Annotated in this window: 15 protein-coding genes; 8 read left to right on the forward strand and 7 right to left on the reverse strand. The window is 55.4% G+C overall.

Translation table 11 applies throughout. The features are described from left to right. Positions 1–37: 37 nt before the first annotated feature. The gene (zapA, locus tag MTP38_RS09025; RefSeq protein WP_227620289.1) at positions 38–391 is read right to left on the reverse strand and encodes a cell division protein ZapA; all 354 of its coding nucleotides are present in this window, start codon (positions 389–391) and stop codon (positions 38–40) included. A gap of 446 nt (positions 392–837) precedes the next feature. On the opposite strand from zapA, the gene MTP38_RS09030 reads away from it, so the two are divergent. The 6 genes from MTP38_RS09030 to MTP38_RS09055 all read left to right on the forward strand — a co-directional run bounded on the left by MTP38_RS09030 (position 838) and on the right by MTP38_RS09055 (position 7,722). Then, on the forward strand, positions 838–3,234 hold the full coding sequence (locus tag MTP38_RS09030) for a glycogen/starch/alpha-glucan phosphorylase (RefSeq protein ID WP_249233362.1): 2,397 nt from the start codon (positions 838–840) through the stop codon (positions 3,232–3,234). A 206-nt stretch (positions 3,235–3,440) separates the two neighbouring features. Further along, entirely contained in the window at positions 3,441–5,297 is a 1,857-nt protein-coding gene (locus MTP38_RS09035; protein WP_249233363.1) for a glycoside hydrolase family 13 protein, read from the forward strand. Positions 5,298–5,514: 217 nt separating this feature from the next. Then, positions 5,515–5,973 carry an NfeD family protein gene (locus MTP38_RS09040; protein WP_249233364.1) on the forward strand — a complete coding sequence of 153 codons (459 nt, stop codon included), beginning with the start codon at positions 5,515–5,517 and terminating at the stop codon, positions 5,971–5,973. A 17-nt stretch (positions 5,974–5,990) separates the two neighbouring features. Further along, positions 5,991–6,899, forward strand: coding sequence for an SPFH domain-containing protein (locus MTP38_RS09045; protein WP_227620285.1), 909 nt, complete (start codon positions 5,991–5,993; stop codon positions 6,897–6,899). A gap of 12 nt (positions 6,900–6,911) precedes the next feature. Beyond that, on the forward strand, positions 6,912–7,382 hold the full coding sequence (locus MTP38_RS09050) for a YhcH/YjgK/YiaL family protein (RefSeq protein ID WP_249233365.1): 471 nt from the start codon (positions 6,912–6,914) through the stop codon (positions 7,380–7,382). Between the two features lie 202 nt (positions 7,383–7,584). Then, positions 7,585–7,722, forward strand: a complete 138-nt coding sequence (locus MTP38_RS09055) for a helix-turn-helix domain-containing protein (RefSeq protein WP_249233366.1) — start codon at positions 7,585–7,587, stop codon at positions 7,720–7,722. 58 nt (positions 7,723–7,780) lie between these two features. Here MTP38_RS09055 and MTP38_RS09060 read toward each other — a convergent pair whose 3' ends face one another. The 5 genes from MTP38_RS09060 to MTP38_RS09080 form a co-directional block, all read right to left on the reverse strand. Further along, positions 7,781–9,403: a recombinase family protein gene (locus MTP38_RS09060; protein WP_097782878.1), complete on the reverse strand. Its 1,623-nt coding sequence runs from the start codon at positions 9,401–9,403 to the stop codon at positions 7,781–7,783. Positions 9,404–9,499: 96 nt separating this feature from the next. Beyond that, on the reverse strand, positions 9,500–9,793 hold the full coding sequence (locus MTP38_RS09065) for a hypothetical protein (RefSeq protein ID WP_097782879.1): 294 nt from the start codon (positions 9,791–9,793) through the stop codon (positions 9,500–9,502). Positions 9,794–9,810: 17 nt separating this feature from the next. After that, positions 9,811–11,076 (reverse strand): plasmid recombination protein, encoded by a 1,266-nt coding sequence (locus tag MTP38_RS09070; RefSeq protein ID WP_227619541.1) that lies wholly within the window; start codon positions 11,074–11,076, stop codon positions 9,811–9,813. A 365-nt stretch (positions 11,077–11,441) separates the two neighbouring features. Then, a complete protein-coding gene (locus MTP38_RS09075; RefSeq protein WP_156070283.1) occupies positions 11,442–12,758 on the reverse strand; it encodes a DNA primase family protein in 1,317 nt (438 codons plus the stop codon). Positions 12,759–12,831: 73 nt separating this feature from the next. Beyond that, the gene (locus MTP38_RS09080; RefSeq protein ID WP_249233367.1) at positions 12,832–13,440 is read right to left on the reverse strand and encodes a CHC2 zinc finger domain-containing protein; all 609 of its coding nucleotides are present in this window, start codon (positions 13,438–13,440) and stop codon (positions 12,832–12,834) included. 248 nt (positions 13,441–13,688) lie between these two features. On the opposite strand from MTP38_RS09080, the gene MTP38_RS09085 reads away from it, so the two are divergent. Both MTP38_RS09085 and MTP38_RS09090 read left to right on the forward strand, forming a co-directional pair. Continuing rightward, the gene (locus MTP38_RS09085) at positions 13,689–14,519 is read left to right on the forward strand and encodes a helix-turn-helix domain-containing protein (protein ID WP_249233368.1); all 831 of its coding nucleotides are present in this window, start codon (positions 13,689–13,691) and stop codon (positions 14,517–14,519) included. Continuing rightward, entirely contained in the window at positions 14,503–15,168 is a 666-nt protein-coding gene (locus tag MTP38_RS09090) for a sigma-70 family RNA polymerase sigma factor (RefSeq protein ID WP_120119672.1), read from the forward strand. The genes MTP38_RS09085 and MTP38_RS09090 overlap by 17 nt, the downstream gene beginning before the upstream one ends. Before the next feature lie 51 nt (positions 15,169–15,219). Here the strand turns inward: MTP38_RS09090 and MTP38_RS09095 are convergent, their stop codons facing one another. Continuing rightward, complete coding sequence (locus tag MTP38_RS09095; protein ID WP_178682900.1) at positions 15,220–15,807, reverse strand: DUF2812 domain-containing protein; 588 nt, start codon at positions 15,805–15,807, stop codon at positions 15,220–15,222.

Here is a 15,807-nt window from a genome sequence, read left to right on the forward strand (position 1 = left end):
GCTCTCCTTTTATACCTATATTATAATGATATACCGCTCACTTCTGGAGCTTCGCCAGCTGCTCCCGCAGGGCAGCGTTCTCCCGTTTGAGCACCTCATTCTCCGCCTTGACCTTGTCGGAGGTCAGCTTTGCTTTCGCGGCGTCGGCGATGTAGTCCTGGATCTGGCTGCGCATATTTTCGGCGCTGCCTGCGCTCTTGCGGTACTCGTCCAGATAGTCCATGGCGCAGAACACCGCCGCCTTGGTCACAGAAAGGTTGGCGTTGCCGTCCAGCAGCTTTGTGATGTCGTCATCCAGCTTCTTGGCCAGCGCGGTGATGTAGTTCTCGGTATCGGTCGTTGCAATGGCGTAAGGTGCGCCTGCAATGGTCACTCTCACTTTGTTTACCATGTTGTCCTCACTTTGCGCGGCACACACCCCGCCGGGCCGGTCATTTCCGGTCAGTTCCAGCCATTTCCGGGATTCCCGGACGTAGTTTTGACCCCCTGCGGAAGCATTCTGCTGCGGCTTTTTCATTATTGGCGGAGTTTGTCCCCGAATTACCCGCCCGAACCGGCGCATTCCGGGGCAAACGCGGCCCTTATCTCCCTTTATTATAATATAAATAGTGCGCGAGAAAAAGTGCTATTTTTGAATTTTTGGCATATTTGTCAGAAACATTGCTAAAAAAATGTCAGATACGGCAAAAATGGTCTCTTTTTCTTGCAATCCACACCTGAAGCGATTATAATATCAGTGGCATATGGTTATGCATAGGGCGAGGGAATAGAGGAGAAATGCCCTGTCACCGTACTAATTCAAAAAATTTAAGCATTCGTGCGGATAGGAGTTCATTTATGACTACAAAAGAATTTGCAAAAATTCTTCAGGACAAGCTCACCAGTGAGTATGGTGTGGATCTGAGCGTTGCATCTCATCAGCAGATCTATCGCGCTCTGGCCCTCATCTGCCGCCAGATGATGAGCGAGAACCATAAGAAGTTCCAGTCCAAGGCCATCGGCACCGGCTCCAAGCAGGTCTACTACCTGTGCATGGAGTTCCTGATGGGCCGCAGCCTCAAGATGAGCCTGTTCAATCTGGGCCTGAACGAGGCCGCCCAGAAGGCTCTGGCCGAGGCTGACATCAGTCTGGACAGCATCTATGAGGAAGAGCCGGACGCCGGTCTGGGCAACGGCGGTCTGGGCCGTCTGGCTGCCTGCTACCTCGACGGCATGGCCACCACCGGCATCTGCGGCACCGGCTACTCCATCCTGTACGAGTACGGCATCTTCAAGCAGAAGATCGTGGACGGCTGGCAGCAGGAGCGCGCCGACAACTGGCTGCCCGGCGGTCAGGTCTGGCTGAAGAGCCACCCCGATCAGGCTGTGGAGATCCGCTTCGACGGCGAGATCCACGAGAACTGGGACCACGGCTTCCACTATATCCAGCACACCAACTACAACAGCGTCATGGCCATCCCCTCTGATATGTATGTTCAGGGCTACGACGGCAAGGGCGTGGCCAAGCTCCGCCTGTGGCAGGCCAAGGCACCCGACTTCGATATGTCCAGCTTCTCTCTGGGCAACTACAACACCGCGATGAGCAAGAACGCCAGCGCTGAGCTGATCTCCAAGGTGCTGTACCCCAACGACAACCACGTCGAGGGCAAGATCCTCCGCCTGCGTCAGCAGTACTTCCTGTCTGCTGCCTCTATCGGCGACATCGTCCAGAACCACCTGTCCACCTACGGCACCCTCGAGAACCTGCCCGACAAGGTGGCCATCCAGCTGAACGACACCCACCCGACCCTCGCCATCCCTGAGATGATGCGCATCCTGTTGGACGAGTGCGGCTTCGGCTGGGACAAGGCCTTTGACATCTGCCAGAAGGTCTTCTCCTACACCAACCACACCGTCATGGCCGAGGCTCTGGAGAAGTGGAATGTGGACATCTTCAAGATGACCCTGCCCCGCATCTACCAGATCGTGACCGAGATGGACCGCCGCGCCCGCGAGAAGCTGGAAGCAGCCTTCCCCGGCGATCAGGGCAAGATCAACTATATGGCCCTCATCGGCGACAATCAGGTGCGCATGGCCAACATCTGCGCCTACACCGCCAACAGCATCAACGGCGTCTCCAAGCTGCACAGCGAGATCATCAAGGAGAGCGTCTTCCACGATTATTACCTGTATAAGCCGCAGGCCTTCAAGAACGTGACCAACGGCATCGCTTACCGCCGCTGGCTGCTGGCCTCCAACCCCGAGCTGTGCAAGCTGCTGGATGAGACCGTCGGCACCGGCTACAAGCACGACGCCTCCGACCTGTCCAAGCTGAATAAGTTCGCCGAGGATAAGACCGTCCTCAAGCGCCTGAACGAGATCAAGCTGGACAACAAGAAGAACTTTGCCGCTTACCTCGAGAAGAGCACCGGTCAGTCCATCGACCCCAACTCCATCTTCGACTGTCAGGTCAAGCGGATGCACGAGTACAAGCGCCAGCATCTGAATGCGCTGAACATCGCCGCTCAGTACCTGTACCTGAAGGAGAACCCCAACGCCGACTTCATCCCCAAGACCTATATCTTCGGCGCAAAGGCTGCCCCCGGCTACTATATGGCCAAGCAGATGATCCGCATGATCTGCAAGCTGGGTGACCTCATCAACAACGACCCCGCCGTCCGCGACAAACTGCGCGTGGTCTATCTGGAAGAGTACTGTGTCTCCCTGAGCGAGCATCTGATGCCCGCCGCCGAGGTCTCTGAGCAGATCTCTCTGGCTGGCACTGAGGCCTCCGGTACCGGCAACATGAAGTTCATGCTGAACGGCGCCATCACGCTGGGCACTCTGGACGGCGCAAACGTCGAGATCGCAGACGCTGCCGGCAAGGAGAACGAGCTGATCTTCGGTATGCTGACGCCCGAGGTCAACAACCTCAAGCAGGTGGGCTACCACCCCAACGCCTTCATCATGGGCGACGACGTCGCAAATGCTGCGCTGAACTTTCTCGAGCGCGGCTGGAACGGCGAGAACTTCCACGAAGTCACCGAGAACCTGCGCAGCAGCGACCCCTATATGGTCATGGCCGACTTCAAGGATTACCGCCGTGCACAGGCCGACCTGCAGCGCCTGTACGCCGACCGTGAGCATTGGGCTAAGATGAGCCTGAAGAACATCGCCAACAGCGGCATCTTCAGCGCCGACCGTGCTGTTCTGGACTACGCACGCGACATCTGGCACGCTTCTGCTGTGAAATAAGCCCTCTCAGTCTCGCTATCGCTCGACAGCTCCCCTACCGAGGGGAGCCTCTGGCGAAGAGGGAAAGCTTTCCGGTATGCCAAGGCCTCTCCTCGATAGGAGAGGTGGCACGGCGCAAGCCGTGACGGAGAGGTTATCCCACCAATAAGAACGAAAACCCCGTGGCATCGCTGCCCGGGGCTTTTTTTGAGAAAGGACGATCCTTTTTGCCTTGTCTGTTCAATAGCTTCGACCCCTATTTCAAGCAGCCCTTCGGCGCGGTACGCGCCGGCCAGAGCGTGCATCTGTCCCTCTGCATCCCGGAAGAGCTGGGCTATGTTGACCCTCACCTCGTATTGCAGAAGGAGGGCCGGTATGACGTGCCCGTCCACTACCGGATGAAGTTCGACGGCCAGACGCCTCATCAGAATCACTTTTCGGTGGACGTCACCCTCAACGATGTGGGCCTCTACTTCTACTATTTCGACCTCTACACCGACTTCCGCCGCATCGTCCGCGGGCCGGACAACTGCGGCGTCGTGAGCTGGCAGGAGGGCGAAAGCTGGCAGATCACGGTCTACGAGGCCGATTTTGAGACGCCCGCCCCCATCAAGGGCAAGGTGTTCTACCAGATCTTCCCCGACCGCTTCTGCGAGGGTGTGGAGAACAAGCCCATGCCCTTCCCCGACCGGCTTTATCAGGCCGACAAGCACGCCGAGCCCTTCTGGCAGCCCAACGAGGTGGGCGGCCACCTGAACGAGGACTATTTCGGCGGCGACCTCAAGGGCATCCAGATGAAGCTGCCCTACCTGCGGAAGATGGGAGTGGACTACCTCTACCTCAACCCCATCTTTGAGGCCCACTCCAACCACCGGTACAACACCGCCGACTATCTCAACGTAGACCCCCTTCTGGGCACCAACGAGGACTTCGTGGCCCTCTGCGCCGAGGCCAAAAAGTACGGCATCGGCATCGTGCTGGACGGCGTCTTCAGCCACACCGGCTCGGACAGCCGCTATTTCAACCGGGAGGGCCGCTACGGCGAGGGCGGCGCTTATCGCGACCCCAGCTCCCCCTACCGCAGCTGGTACGACTTCGACCCCAAGTATAAGGGCGGCTACCGCAGCTGGTGGGGCTTCGAGACTCTGCCCGAGGTCAACGAGGAAACGCCCTCCTACGTCGAATTTATTACCGGCGAGGGCGGCGTTATCGACACATGGCTGCGCCGGGGCGCGGCAGGCTTCCGTCTGGACGTGGCCGACGAGCTGCCCGACTCCTTCATCGAAAAAGTGCGCACCGCCGTCAAGCGGGTCAGCCCGGACAAATTCCTGCTGGGTGAGGTCTGGGAGGACGCCACCACCAAATTCGGTTTCGACAAGCGTCGCACCTACCTGCTGGGCAAAGGCCTCGACAGCGTGATGAACTACCCCTTCAAGAACGCCGTCCTCGGCTTCGTCTGCGGCCGGGACGCCGGGCAGACCATGACCGACATCCTCACCCTCTGTGAGCACTACCCCGCCCCGGCCCTCGACACGGCCCTGAATTTCCTCTCCACCCACGACACCGAGCGGGCGCTGACCGTCATCGCCGACGAACCGGCCAATGGCCGGGGCCGTGCATGGCAGAGCGGGCGCTGCGTCACCGGCGACGCCTACGAGGAAGGGATGCTCCGGCTGCGGATGGCCTATGCCATCATCTACACCCTGCCCGGCGTCCCCTGCCTCTACTACGACGACGAGATCGGGATGCAGGGCTACCGCGACCCCTTCAACCGGGGCTTCTACTGCTGGGACAGCCACGAGGAGCGGCTGCGCCCGGTGCTGGCCCAGCTGGCACAGCTCCGCCACAGCTGCGAAGCCTTCCGCACCGGCGCGCTCCGCGTCCTGCGGGCCGAGGGCGGCATCCTCCACTACCAGCGCATCGGCGAAGCCGAGACGGCGGAGATCATCGTCAACCGCACCGAGCACATCATCGTGGAGCCGCTGGCCTCCGGCAAGCATACCGAGGTGAACCCCATGGGCTTCACCATCGTGGTGGAGGAGATCGGCCATAACCCGGATCACAGCTACTACGATTATCAGTAAGGCTTAACCTCTCCGTCACGCCTACGGCGTGCCACCTCCCCTATCGAGGGGAGGCTTTGGCATGGCGGAAAGCTTTATCTCTTCGCCAGAGGCTCCCCTCGATAGGGGAGCTGTCGAGCGATAGCGAGACTGAGAGGTTTATTCATAATCTATCTCTGTACTTTCGCGTCCGTTTGCTCTATAATGAGGGCAGACACCCGCAAAGGAGGGAGCTTTGATGTCTGTTGACCCCATTTTTTGGCTGCTGGCCGCCATCGGCTTCGTCGTTCTCGAAGCCATGACGCTGAATCTCGTCTCCATCTGGTTCGCGGTGGGCAGTGCGGCCGCGCTGCTCAGCTGCCTTGTGGTGGCGTCCTTCCGGGTGCAGGCGGTGGTGTTCATCGCCGTCAGCATCCTCTGTCTGTTGGCCCTCAAGCCCCTGTGTGCCCGGCTGCGCAAGCCGCCCACCGCCACGAACGGCGACCGCGCCCTTGGCCGGGAGGCCGTCGTGCTCACCCCCGTCTCCGCTGAGGCCGCCGGCCGTGTCCGGCTGGACGGCGTGGACTGGAACGCCCGCTGCGCCACCCCCGGCGATACCCTCGCCCCGGGCCAGAGCTGCCGGGTGGCCGAGATCCACAGCACCCTGCTCATCGTGGAGCCTGTCCTGACCGAGACCGCCCGCCGGGCGGCTCACTGAACGAAAGGAGCGTCCCTATGCCTATCATGCTGTTCCTGATCCTCATCCTGATCTTCGTTGTCCTGCTGGTGGTCGTCACCAACATCGTCATCGTGCCCCAGTCGATGGTCTACGTCGTCGAGCGTCTTGGCAGCTACTCCGAGACATGGAGCGCCGGCCTGCACGTTAAAATTCCGTTCCTCGAGCGTGTGGCAAAGAAGGTCAGCCTGAAAGAGCAGGTCGCCGACTTCCCCCCTCAGCCGGTCATCACCCGCGATAACGTCACCATGCAGATCGACACCGTGGTCTTCTTTCAGGTGATGGATGCCAAGCTCTACACCTATGGCGTCAACCAGCCCATCGCGGCCATCGAGAGCCTGTCCGCCACCACGCTGCGCAACATCATCGGCGAGATGGAGCTGGACCACACCCTCACCAGCCGCGACACCATCAACAGCAAGATCACGGCCATCCTTGACGAGGCCACCGACAAGTGGGGCATCAAGGTCAACCGTGTCGAGGTCAAGAATATCATCCCTCCGCGTGAGATCCAGGAGGCCATGGAGAAGCAGATGAAGGCCGAGCGCGAGAAGCGCGCCGTCATCCTGAAGGCCGACGGCGAGAAGCAGGCCGCCATCACCGCCGCTGAGGGCGAAAAGGAGTCTGCCATCCTCCGCGCCGACGCCGTCAAGCAGCAGCGCATCCTCGAGGCCGAGGGCGAGGCACAGGCCATCCTCGCCGTCCAGAAAGCCAACGCCGACGCCATCCGTCTGCTGAACGAAGCCATGCCCACCGACAAGGTGCTGGCCCTGCGCAGTCTGGAAGCGCTGGCCAAGGTCGCCAACGGCAAGGCCACCAAGATCATCATTCCTTCCGACTTGCAAAACCTCGGCGGCGTCGTGCCCAGCATCAAGGAACTGATGACCGACCCGAAAGACGCAGAATAAGAGGCTTACGCTATGATCTACGACACCCTGAACAATCTTCCCAACTACCTCGGCATGAGCGAAAACCTTGATGCCGTCATTGAGTTCGTTATGGCCCGGGACATCAACAACCTGCCCGCTGGCAAGACCCGCATCCTCGGCGACAAGGCTGTGGTCACAGTCAGCACCGTCACCCCCCAGACCTCCGACAAGGCGCTGTTCCAGCGCCGGGACAGCCACCTGACCCTCGAGACCGACCTCGAAGGCAGCGAGCTGTTCGAGGTGTCGCTGGGCGAGCTGACCCCCACCAAGCCCGCCGACGAGGCCGCTGACCTGACCGTCGGCACCGCAGGCACCAGCATCGCCGGGATGCTCTGCGAGGGCCGCTTCGCCCTCTATCTGGCCGGTGAGCCGTACAAATCCGGCCTGAAAGCGCAGGGCTGCGGCAAGCTGAAAAAGGCCGTCTTCAGCATCGAGCTGGACGAAGACGAGGAAGCCGAGTAATTTCAAAAAGCAAAGCTCCACGCAGCGTAGGTTGTGTGGAGCTTTTTCTTATAGTATACTTGGCAACAACAGCGAGGCCCCCGCTTTTTTGTATACACATTTACTTTTTCGTTCCGCTCAGACTTGCCCGGCTTGCCAATGGCTCTCCCTATGGGAGAGCTGTCACCGGAGGTGACTGAGAGGGCTGCAAAGGAGAGTTTATATGGATTCTTACGTCACCGGCACTGCCATCCGGCAGCTGCGGGAAGCCAAACACCTGACGCAGGCAGAGCTGGCCGAAAAGCTGGCCGTCAGCGCAAAGGCCATCTCCAAGTGGGAGACAGGAGAATCCCTCACTTAAAGATATTGGTTATGTACTAGGTGTGCAACCGTTCGATTGCACACCCTTTTATAATGCGTCACTCGACTTTGCCGATAAAACGGTAAAAAATTTCAACTTCCTGTTCTCTGGTGCCATCTTCATGCTTGACAGCTTCGTGAATGAGAATCTTTTCAATCAGAGCATTTAGAAGTTCGGCGGTCAATTGTGTGGGGTTGACGTACTTTTTCATCAACTCAATCCACTTTTCAGCGTCAACAGCGGTCTGAACGGCTGCATCAAGTTCGGCTTGAAGTTCTTGAATCTTTTCGTCCAGTTCATGCTGTTCTGCCTGATACTTTTCGGACAGCATATTGAAATTGTACTCCGTAATGCGTCCAACAGACCAGTCCTCATACATTTTGGCGAACAGGTTGTCCACCTCTGCCTTACGCTTTGTGGCCTTTTTGAGTTCGGCAGTCTGTTTTTTCTTGGCGGTGTTGCGTTCTTTGTCGCTGGCATTCAGTAAACGCTGCAAGAGTTTATCTCCATCCTGCTGTGCTTGCTGCGACCAATACTGCACTCTTGCCAGAATATAGGTGTACAGCACATCATATCGAATATAGTGCATGGAACATTGGTGAAGGCCCTGTCCGTTTTTGCTGCAATGGTAATAGCCGTAGGGCTTTTTGTTCTGCTTATTCATACCATAGGCCATCGACCAGCCGCAATCCGCACATTTTACAAGCCCGGAAAAGATTTGCGTTGTTCCGTCTTTCTGTTTTCTACGGCGATGAGCAATCTGCTCCTGCACCTGTCGGAACACATCCGCAGAGATAATAGCTTCGTGGGTGTTCTCCACACGATACCATTCCTCCTGCGGCTTCCGCACCTTTTTCTTGTTCTTGAAAGAGATGTTGCTCTGCTTATTGTGAACGCTGTGACCGATATAGGTTTCTTCTTTCAGGATACTTTTGACCTGCGCTACCGTCCATGCGTAGGACTTCTCTTCCGACGCTCCTGCATAGATGTTAGCAAATGTGCCATACCGCTGAAAATTCAACCAGCCGGGAGTGGGAACCTTTTCATCTACTAAAATATGGGTGATGCTGGCCGCACCGTGTCCATGCACCGCAAGATCAAAGATTTTCTCAATGATCCACTTCGTTTCCGGGTCTACCAGAAGATGCCCTGACTTGTCGGGGTCTTTGATATATCCCAGAGGAGCGTATGCACCATAGTGCGCACCGTTCGCAAATCTTGTCCGCATAGCGGCCTTGACTTTTTTGCTGGTCTGGCGAGCGTGCATCTCATTCAGGATGTTCAGGAACGGAGCGAGTTCGCTTTCGCCGTTGAGAGTGTCCACATTATCGTTGACAGCAATATAGCGGACACCTTTACTCGGAAAGTAGATCTCCGTGTACTGACCTGTCAGAATATAGTTTCGACCTAAACGGGATAAATCCTTTGTTACAACGCAGTTGATTTTGCCTTCCTCAATATCGTCGATCATCCGTTGAAAGCCCGGTCTGTCAAAGTTGGTGCCAGACCAACCATCATCGATATATTCGCCAACAACGGTCAACCCGTGTTCCTCTGCATACTGACGAAGCATCATGCGCTGGGTCTGGATGCTGCCGCTTTCACCCTGCAATTCATCGTCACGGCTTAGTCTAAGGTACAGTGCAGTGTTATAGATCATCGTATTGTTAGGCTGTTTCATAGTAGAGCCTCCTTCTTAAAAGAAACAGCCCACGCTTACAATACTTCTGCTTCCATTATACCGTAAGTGTGGGCTGGATTCAATTCGTTTTTATCATCAGGCGCATCGGTTAGCTGAATACTGAATCACATCTTCCAGCAGTGTGCCGACTGATTTTCCATTTTCTGCGAAATGTTCGGTCATTTTGATTTTGGTGTTGCCACAGTAAAAATAGAGCGTACCGTCTGGCTCTTTAACATAGTAAGACGTGTTCTCAAGAGTAGGTTCGGGACCCGCGTACTCCGAATCCTGCCATTCTTCGAGTAAATTGACAGGTGGTTCACAAATAGGCTCATAACAGGAGCAAAGGTCAATCGCATCGTTCATCATATCAGTACTTCTATTATCCATTCAGTATCCTCCGAAAATCAAAGTTCCATATCCTGCCCATGCCTGCGGTTTCGCTGTGGCACATTCATGGTGCACTCCTGCTTGGGGGCAAGAATCTTTTCCAGAAAACCGCGCACCAGTTCTGGCGCACGGCGCATAGCATCCAGATAGGGTTTCACGTCGTACCACAGGTCGTGGTACTTGTTGCTCCAACGAACGGCCTCCTTCTTGGCCGTGGAAAGTTCTTCTTTCAGGCGACGGTTCTCCACGTCCATCATATAGCCGTGGTCAGCCTGTTTTTTTAGCTTGGAAAATTCTTCTTCGGTCAGCGAATAGTTGCCGAGGAATGTGCGCTTGCCAATATAATCCAGATCGCGCGCATGAATGAGGGCTTCTTTCGTGAGTGTAGTCTTTTTCTGAACAGCGGCAAGTTCCTTCTCCTTTTTGGAGAGGGTCTGACAGGTTTTAGCAAGCGACTGTGCTTGCTGGTCGGCTTGAGCAGTCAGGGTGTCCAGCCGTTCCTGCTCCCTCTGAACTTTGAACTGGGTGACGGTCAGGTGTTCTTCGGTGCTGCCGCGTTCACCGCGCTCTACATCCGTGTACCCGGCGTTGCGCATATAGTTGAAGAAATCGTCTTGCAGGACACTGTACGACTTCTTCAGGACGGGCTTGCCATTCTTTTGCAGGACAGGCTTTCCGGCATCGTCCAGCAAGGGCTTGGATGCCCACTTCTTGCTTCGGCTGACCTGCATGACGGTCTCCTTGATTGTGCCGACCAACGCCTTGTCCTTGCAGCGTTTCGACCAGAGGATCTGCTTTTCAACCACAGGCACATAGACCACATGGAGGTGGTAGTGGTAGACCTCCCGGCCTAGTGCTTCGGTCATGGCACGGTTGATCTCATCGGAGTGCATGACTGCCGAAAGGATATACTGCTCACCACCAACGATCTGAACGGCTGCTCTGTAGGCATCCTCATAGAACTGTTTGGCGAACTCATAGCCGCCGTGGTTGTCAAAGTAGGCTGAGTTGACATCAAAGACAAGTTCGCAGTAATGGGTGGCATCCGGCTTCAGGCCGCGCGTGGAGATGGTTCCATCGGCTTCCAGTTGGGCGAACAGGTCAGTATAGCTGGCGGTTGGCTTCTTGAAGTGGACGTTCCATGCAGCGCGCTGGGGGATAATGTCGGGGTTCCGATAGCTGTCCTTTTCACGCTCGTTGTGCTGCTGGGTGTTGCCAACAGCCTTATCCGAAACGGCGAGATTTCGGACACTGGTGCGGTCAATACCATCATTTCTTGCCAAAAGGCATCCCTCCTTTCAAGGTTCATCGGGAGGTGACGGGGAACGGAGATGCACTTCTGCGGAAGTGTAATAACCCACTATGACACTTTCATCCCTGCGGTCTGCAAAGTGTAGTGGGCTCTCCGAGGGGAAACGTCTCCTGCGGGAGAGTTACAATCAAGTTCGCACAATGCGAACTTGATTGCTCCGTACGCATCTGAAAAAATCGCGTACGGACTTCAAATAACCTGTACGGTTCGTACGGCGTACGGAAATTTGAAATATGAACGATAGCACGTTTTAATTTACTTGAATTTTCCGTACAGATGCGTACAAGTACAGACCGTACAGGTTGTACGAACTTCTTCCGTGAAAAAATGCACTTTTTACGGACAGGGGTGGACAAGCGGCTCGATGCCTACAAAACCCCGCACCCTGCGGCCACCGGGCAGATAGATGTTGTTGGTGGCTTCAAGGTTATAGCGGCGGTCATTCTGGCGCAGTTCTGCGCTGAAACGGATCGCCGATACGCTGTGGCAGGCGTTGTCCTCACACCACTGCTTATAAATGTCGTAGAACTCCTTGGAACTGATGGAGTAGTCTGCCTTAAAGCGGAAGTAGCCCTCGGATTCCATGAAGTCAATGACATTGTTGCTGCTGCGCTTGATGGTGTCCACGTTGGCGGCGGCTCGTTTGCTGACCGTGAAGCGGAAGTTGTTCTGCACCAGCCGGTGCAGCCCTTCCAGACACCAGAGCAGGATGCCCTCCAACTCGGCGCACATCTTCTCCACAAGGAAGGGGTCGTCTGTGCGGTCGGCAGGCTTGTCCTTGGTGGTCAGGATAAGTTGGCGGCGAAAGAAGCCGTCCGAATGGTCATACAGCGAAGTCAGCGCACCGTTGCCGAAGCAGAGAAACCGGGCGTAGATGTCCCGCTGGTAGCTCTGGACACCCTTGCGCTCCAAGTCCAGCTTGGCTTCGGCGGTCACGATGGTCTTGATATAATTCGTCTTGGGCAGGGCGTTCATGTCCATGTCGTCGTCGATCATCAGCAGGCGGCGTTCCAGATCGGCACGGGCAAAGCGGTTGTTCTCCACCTTCTGGACGCTGCCGTTGCTGGCGGCATCCCCCATGAGCCGTTTCAGCACCAGTCCGATGCGGGACTTGCCCTCGCCGCCCTTGCCAACGATGAGCATCATCTTCTGTCCCTTGGTGCTGGGGATCAGGCAGTAGCCCAGATATTCCTGTAAGGTAGGGATGTCGGCTTCGTCCAGCAGCTCGTGCAGGAAGGTCAGCCAACGGTCAGGGCTGGCGGCTTTGGGGTCATATCTCACAGGCAGGCGGTTCTGGCAGAACAGGCGGCTCTCCTGAAAAGAGCCGTCCGGCAGATGGTACACGCCGTTCTGGAGATGGATGCACTCCTGTTCGATGGGGAACGGGTCGGAAAAAGCCAGCAGCTTGATGGTCTCCAGAATGTTGGTGACCTTTTTGGACAGGCCAGAGGTGACGTATTCCTCGATGTTCTCCAAGATGCGCTGCTTGATCTCGCTTTCGTCCTCTACCGGGCCGTCCAGTGTGTACAGCGTACCGTTGACGCATTTCAGCGGCCACTGTTCCAGAAAGGCGCGGCCAAACTGGACTTCATCGATCTTCTTACCGTTGTACCAGTCCGGCCATAAAGGGTTGCGGGAAATGTTTTTCTTCATGTGGTGGTTCTCCTTTGGAAAAGTGAAGTGGTGGGTCTCACGGTGAGACCCACCACTTCAGGTGAATAAATTATCAGGCGCACTTTGCCAGAGCAAGGCGGTCGGTGCGCTCCTCCAGCATCAGCAGGTACGACCCGGACAGCAGCCGTGCAGCGGCATCGGCCTTCTGCTGAGGCGTCCCAAATGCAACGCAGTCCGTCAGGTGCTCGATGGTCTCGGTCATGTGGAGGGCTTCCACGAACCGCTCGTCCAGCGGTTCTTCCGGGCTGGCGGGCTTGTAACGCTCTCGCCAGTCGTGCAGAAGGTCGAGATAATCGGTCAGCACCCGCAGACAGTAGGCGATGTCTGCCCACTGCTCGTCCGTCAGGCCACGCTTGGGTGGCGGCAGGGCGATGGCATTGGCGGGCGGCTTGTCCGGGTCAAGCCCGATGTCGTGTATCAGCTTCTCGGCGGCTTGTCGTGGGTTCAGGTCGAACAGCTTAGCGGTGAGGTCGATGGCATCTCCGTTGGCTCCACAGCCAAAGCAGTAATAATAGGTGTCGTTCAGCTTCATGCTGGGGTCGCTGTCAGAATGGAACGGACAGCACACCATGCCATGGCGGTCGGGCTCCATGCCGTACATCTCTCCCACCTGCCGAACGGTGATGGCGAACTTGACAGTTTGATACAGGCTCAAGGGCATTCCTCCTTTGTTTCGTGCGTTGCACCAGAGCACCCCGCGTAGGAACTCTGGTGTTTTTTGACTTGTGCCTGAATATACGGGGAATTTTGCAGAAAGAGCAAAAAAACGGCAGAACTGCAACGAAAAAAGAAAAAAGCCCTTACTGGTTGCAGGGCTGCAACAGCAAGGGCGGAGAGGAAACCGTATATTGAACAAAACGGCAGAGCGTATTATAATGAGGAAAAAACTCAAAAAGGAGGGCCGACCACATGGCACAGGAATATCTGCCCGCACCGTCCAACGTCCGTCTTGCAGACTTGATGAAAGAGCACAACATCAGCCAACCGGAGCTTGCCAAGGAAATCGGCTGCTCCAAAAGCACCATCAGCCGCTTCATCAGCGGCGCAAAAGGGACGCTGACCCACGAGCAGGTGCTGAAAATCGCAAGGCTGTTTAATGTGTCCACGGATTTCCTGCTGGGAGAAACCAACATCCCCGACCGCAAAAATTACGACATTGCCGAACTGGGCTTGTCCGTAGAAGCTGCAAAGAACCTCTACACGGGGCGTGTCAATACAGAGGTAGTCAATCTGCTGCTGGAAAATGCCCGTTTCGCAGAGCTTACTTACCGCATAGCGCAGTATTTTGATGATACCTTTGCGTCCGGTATTGCGGCACAGAACGCCATGCTCACGACATTGAGCACCCTGCTGCGCACAAAGGTCAAGACCCCGGAAGCAGCCAAAGCCGCAAAGGACATCAGTCTCCGAAGAAAGCCAGTGTACCAAGGCGACCTTGATGATATTGAAATGTACTTCATGGCGGCGGTCAAGGAAATCAAAAAGGGTATCGGGAGCCATTACGCCGAACAGGAAGCCATGAGCAAGAAAGCGGCGGAGAAGATGTTCACCGAATTGACCAAAGGGCAGGATGTGCAGCACCCAACGATTACGGCAGAGCAGTTGACAGATGCAATGTTGGACAGCGTTTCGGGTATGGAAGGAGCCACGCCGGAAGCACTGGAACAGCTGCGGAACGGTCTGCTGGGAATCTTGCAGTCTGCCGCAGAGCAGGAAAACGCCCATGAAGCAGACGAATGAACGGCTTTGTGCGCTGGCGCAGAAAGGCGATGCCGCCGCACTGGACAGCCTGATCGACAACAACAAGTCCTTTATTGGCAAGGTGGCAAATGACCTTTTCCGCAGCATGAATCTGGCACAGTCCGGCCTGAACCTTGACACGGACGATTTGAAACAGGCGGGCAATCTGGGCTTGTGGAAGACCGTGCCGAAGTTCGATGCAGCGCGTGGCATGAAGTTCCTGACCTACGCGGCTCCGGCCATCCGCAACGCCATGATGGATATGGTTCGGGATGCCTTTGCCGCTTTTGAGCAGCGGATGGTGACAGAGGACAAGGATGGTATCTGTTACCAGCGCGTTTCGCTGGATGATGTTCTGCCGGGAGAGGAACAACTGCAGCGCATCGAAGCCATAGCCGACCCCTACGCCATGCAGCCGCAGAGCATTATGGAGGATCAGGAATCGCGCCGGGAACTGTACGATGGCCTGAAACGGTTGACCCAACGGGAGCAGACCTATCTGCTGTACCGCTATGGCTTTACTGATGGCAAGGAACATCCTTTGATTGGTACGGCGATATATTTCCACCTGACAAAAGGCCGCGCCCAAAAGACCGAGGAACAGGCTATGGATAACCTGTGGCTGGAATTGCCGTGGTGGTTTATATGAATAGGCAGAGAGATTGTATTAAATTGAGTGAATTACGATAGAGAACAAAAGCTAATCTTCCCTTGTTCGACGCTCTTTAATAATCTTATAAATTGGAAACCAATAGACAATAACGATGATAAGACATGTGATTGCTAACGCACTATAGATGAAAGATTTCATAAGCACAGCCATAATCATAAAGATGAAAAAAAAGAATATCCACGGCGACTGTGCTGATTTATACAAAGCTAATTTATCATCAAGGGTAGTATATAATTCAAATGGCTTTCCATCATTCTTTTTTTCGACAATCAATAATTCTTTGTTAAGTGTCGTCTTAGGCGTTGATAGCTTTCCACCTGATTCAGCCCACGGACGAAATTGTACTTTGGCAAGAGAGTAGTTTAGATTAATGTTCTTGAAAAAAACAACGTATCCTAAGCTTTGAAGAAATTCAACATACTTGTCTGAGCTTTCACGACTCTTGTGACCAATATAATCAATCTTATATTGATATTCCCCCGGAGTGCATGTTTCAAACTCATAGATAGCCCGTGATGTATTTATTAAGTGATACCCTTGTTGGGACATCCTATTAAGCCATTTCTCTTGTAAGGATAATAGACAACCAAAAAAACGTACCTTTTTGTAGCGCAT

Origin of the sequence: Faecalibacterium sp. I3-3-89 (assembly GCF_023347275.1) — a bacterium.
Taxonomy (GTDB): domain Bacteria; phylum Bacillota; class Clostridia; order Oscillospirales; family Ruminococcaceae; genus Faecalibacterium; species Faecalibacterium butyricigenerans.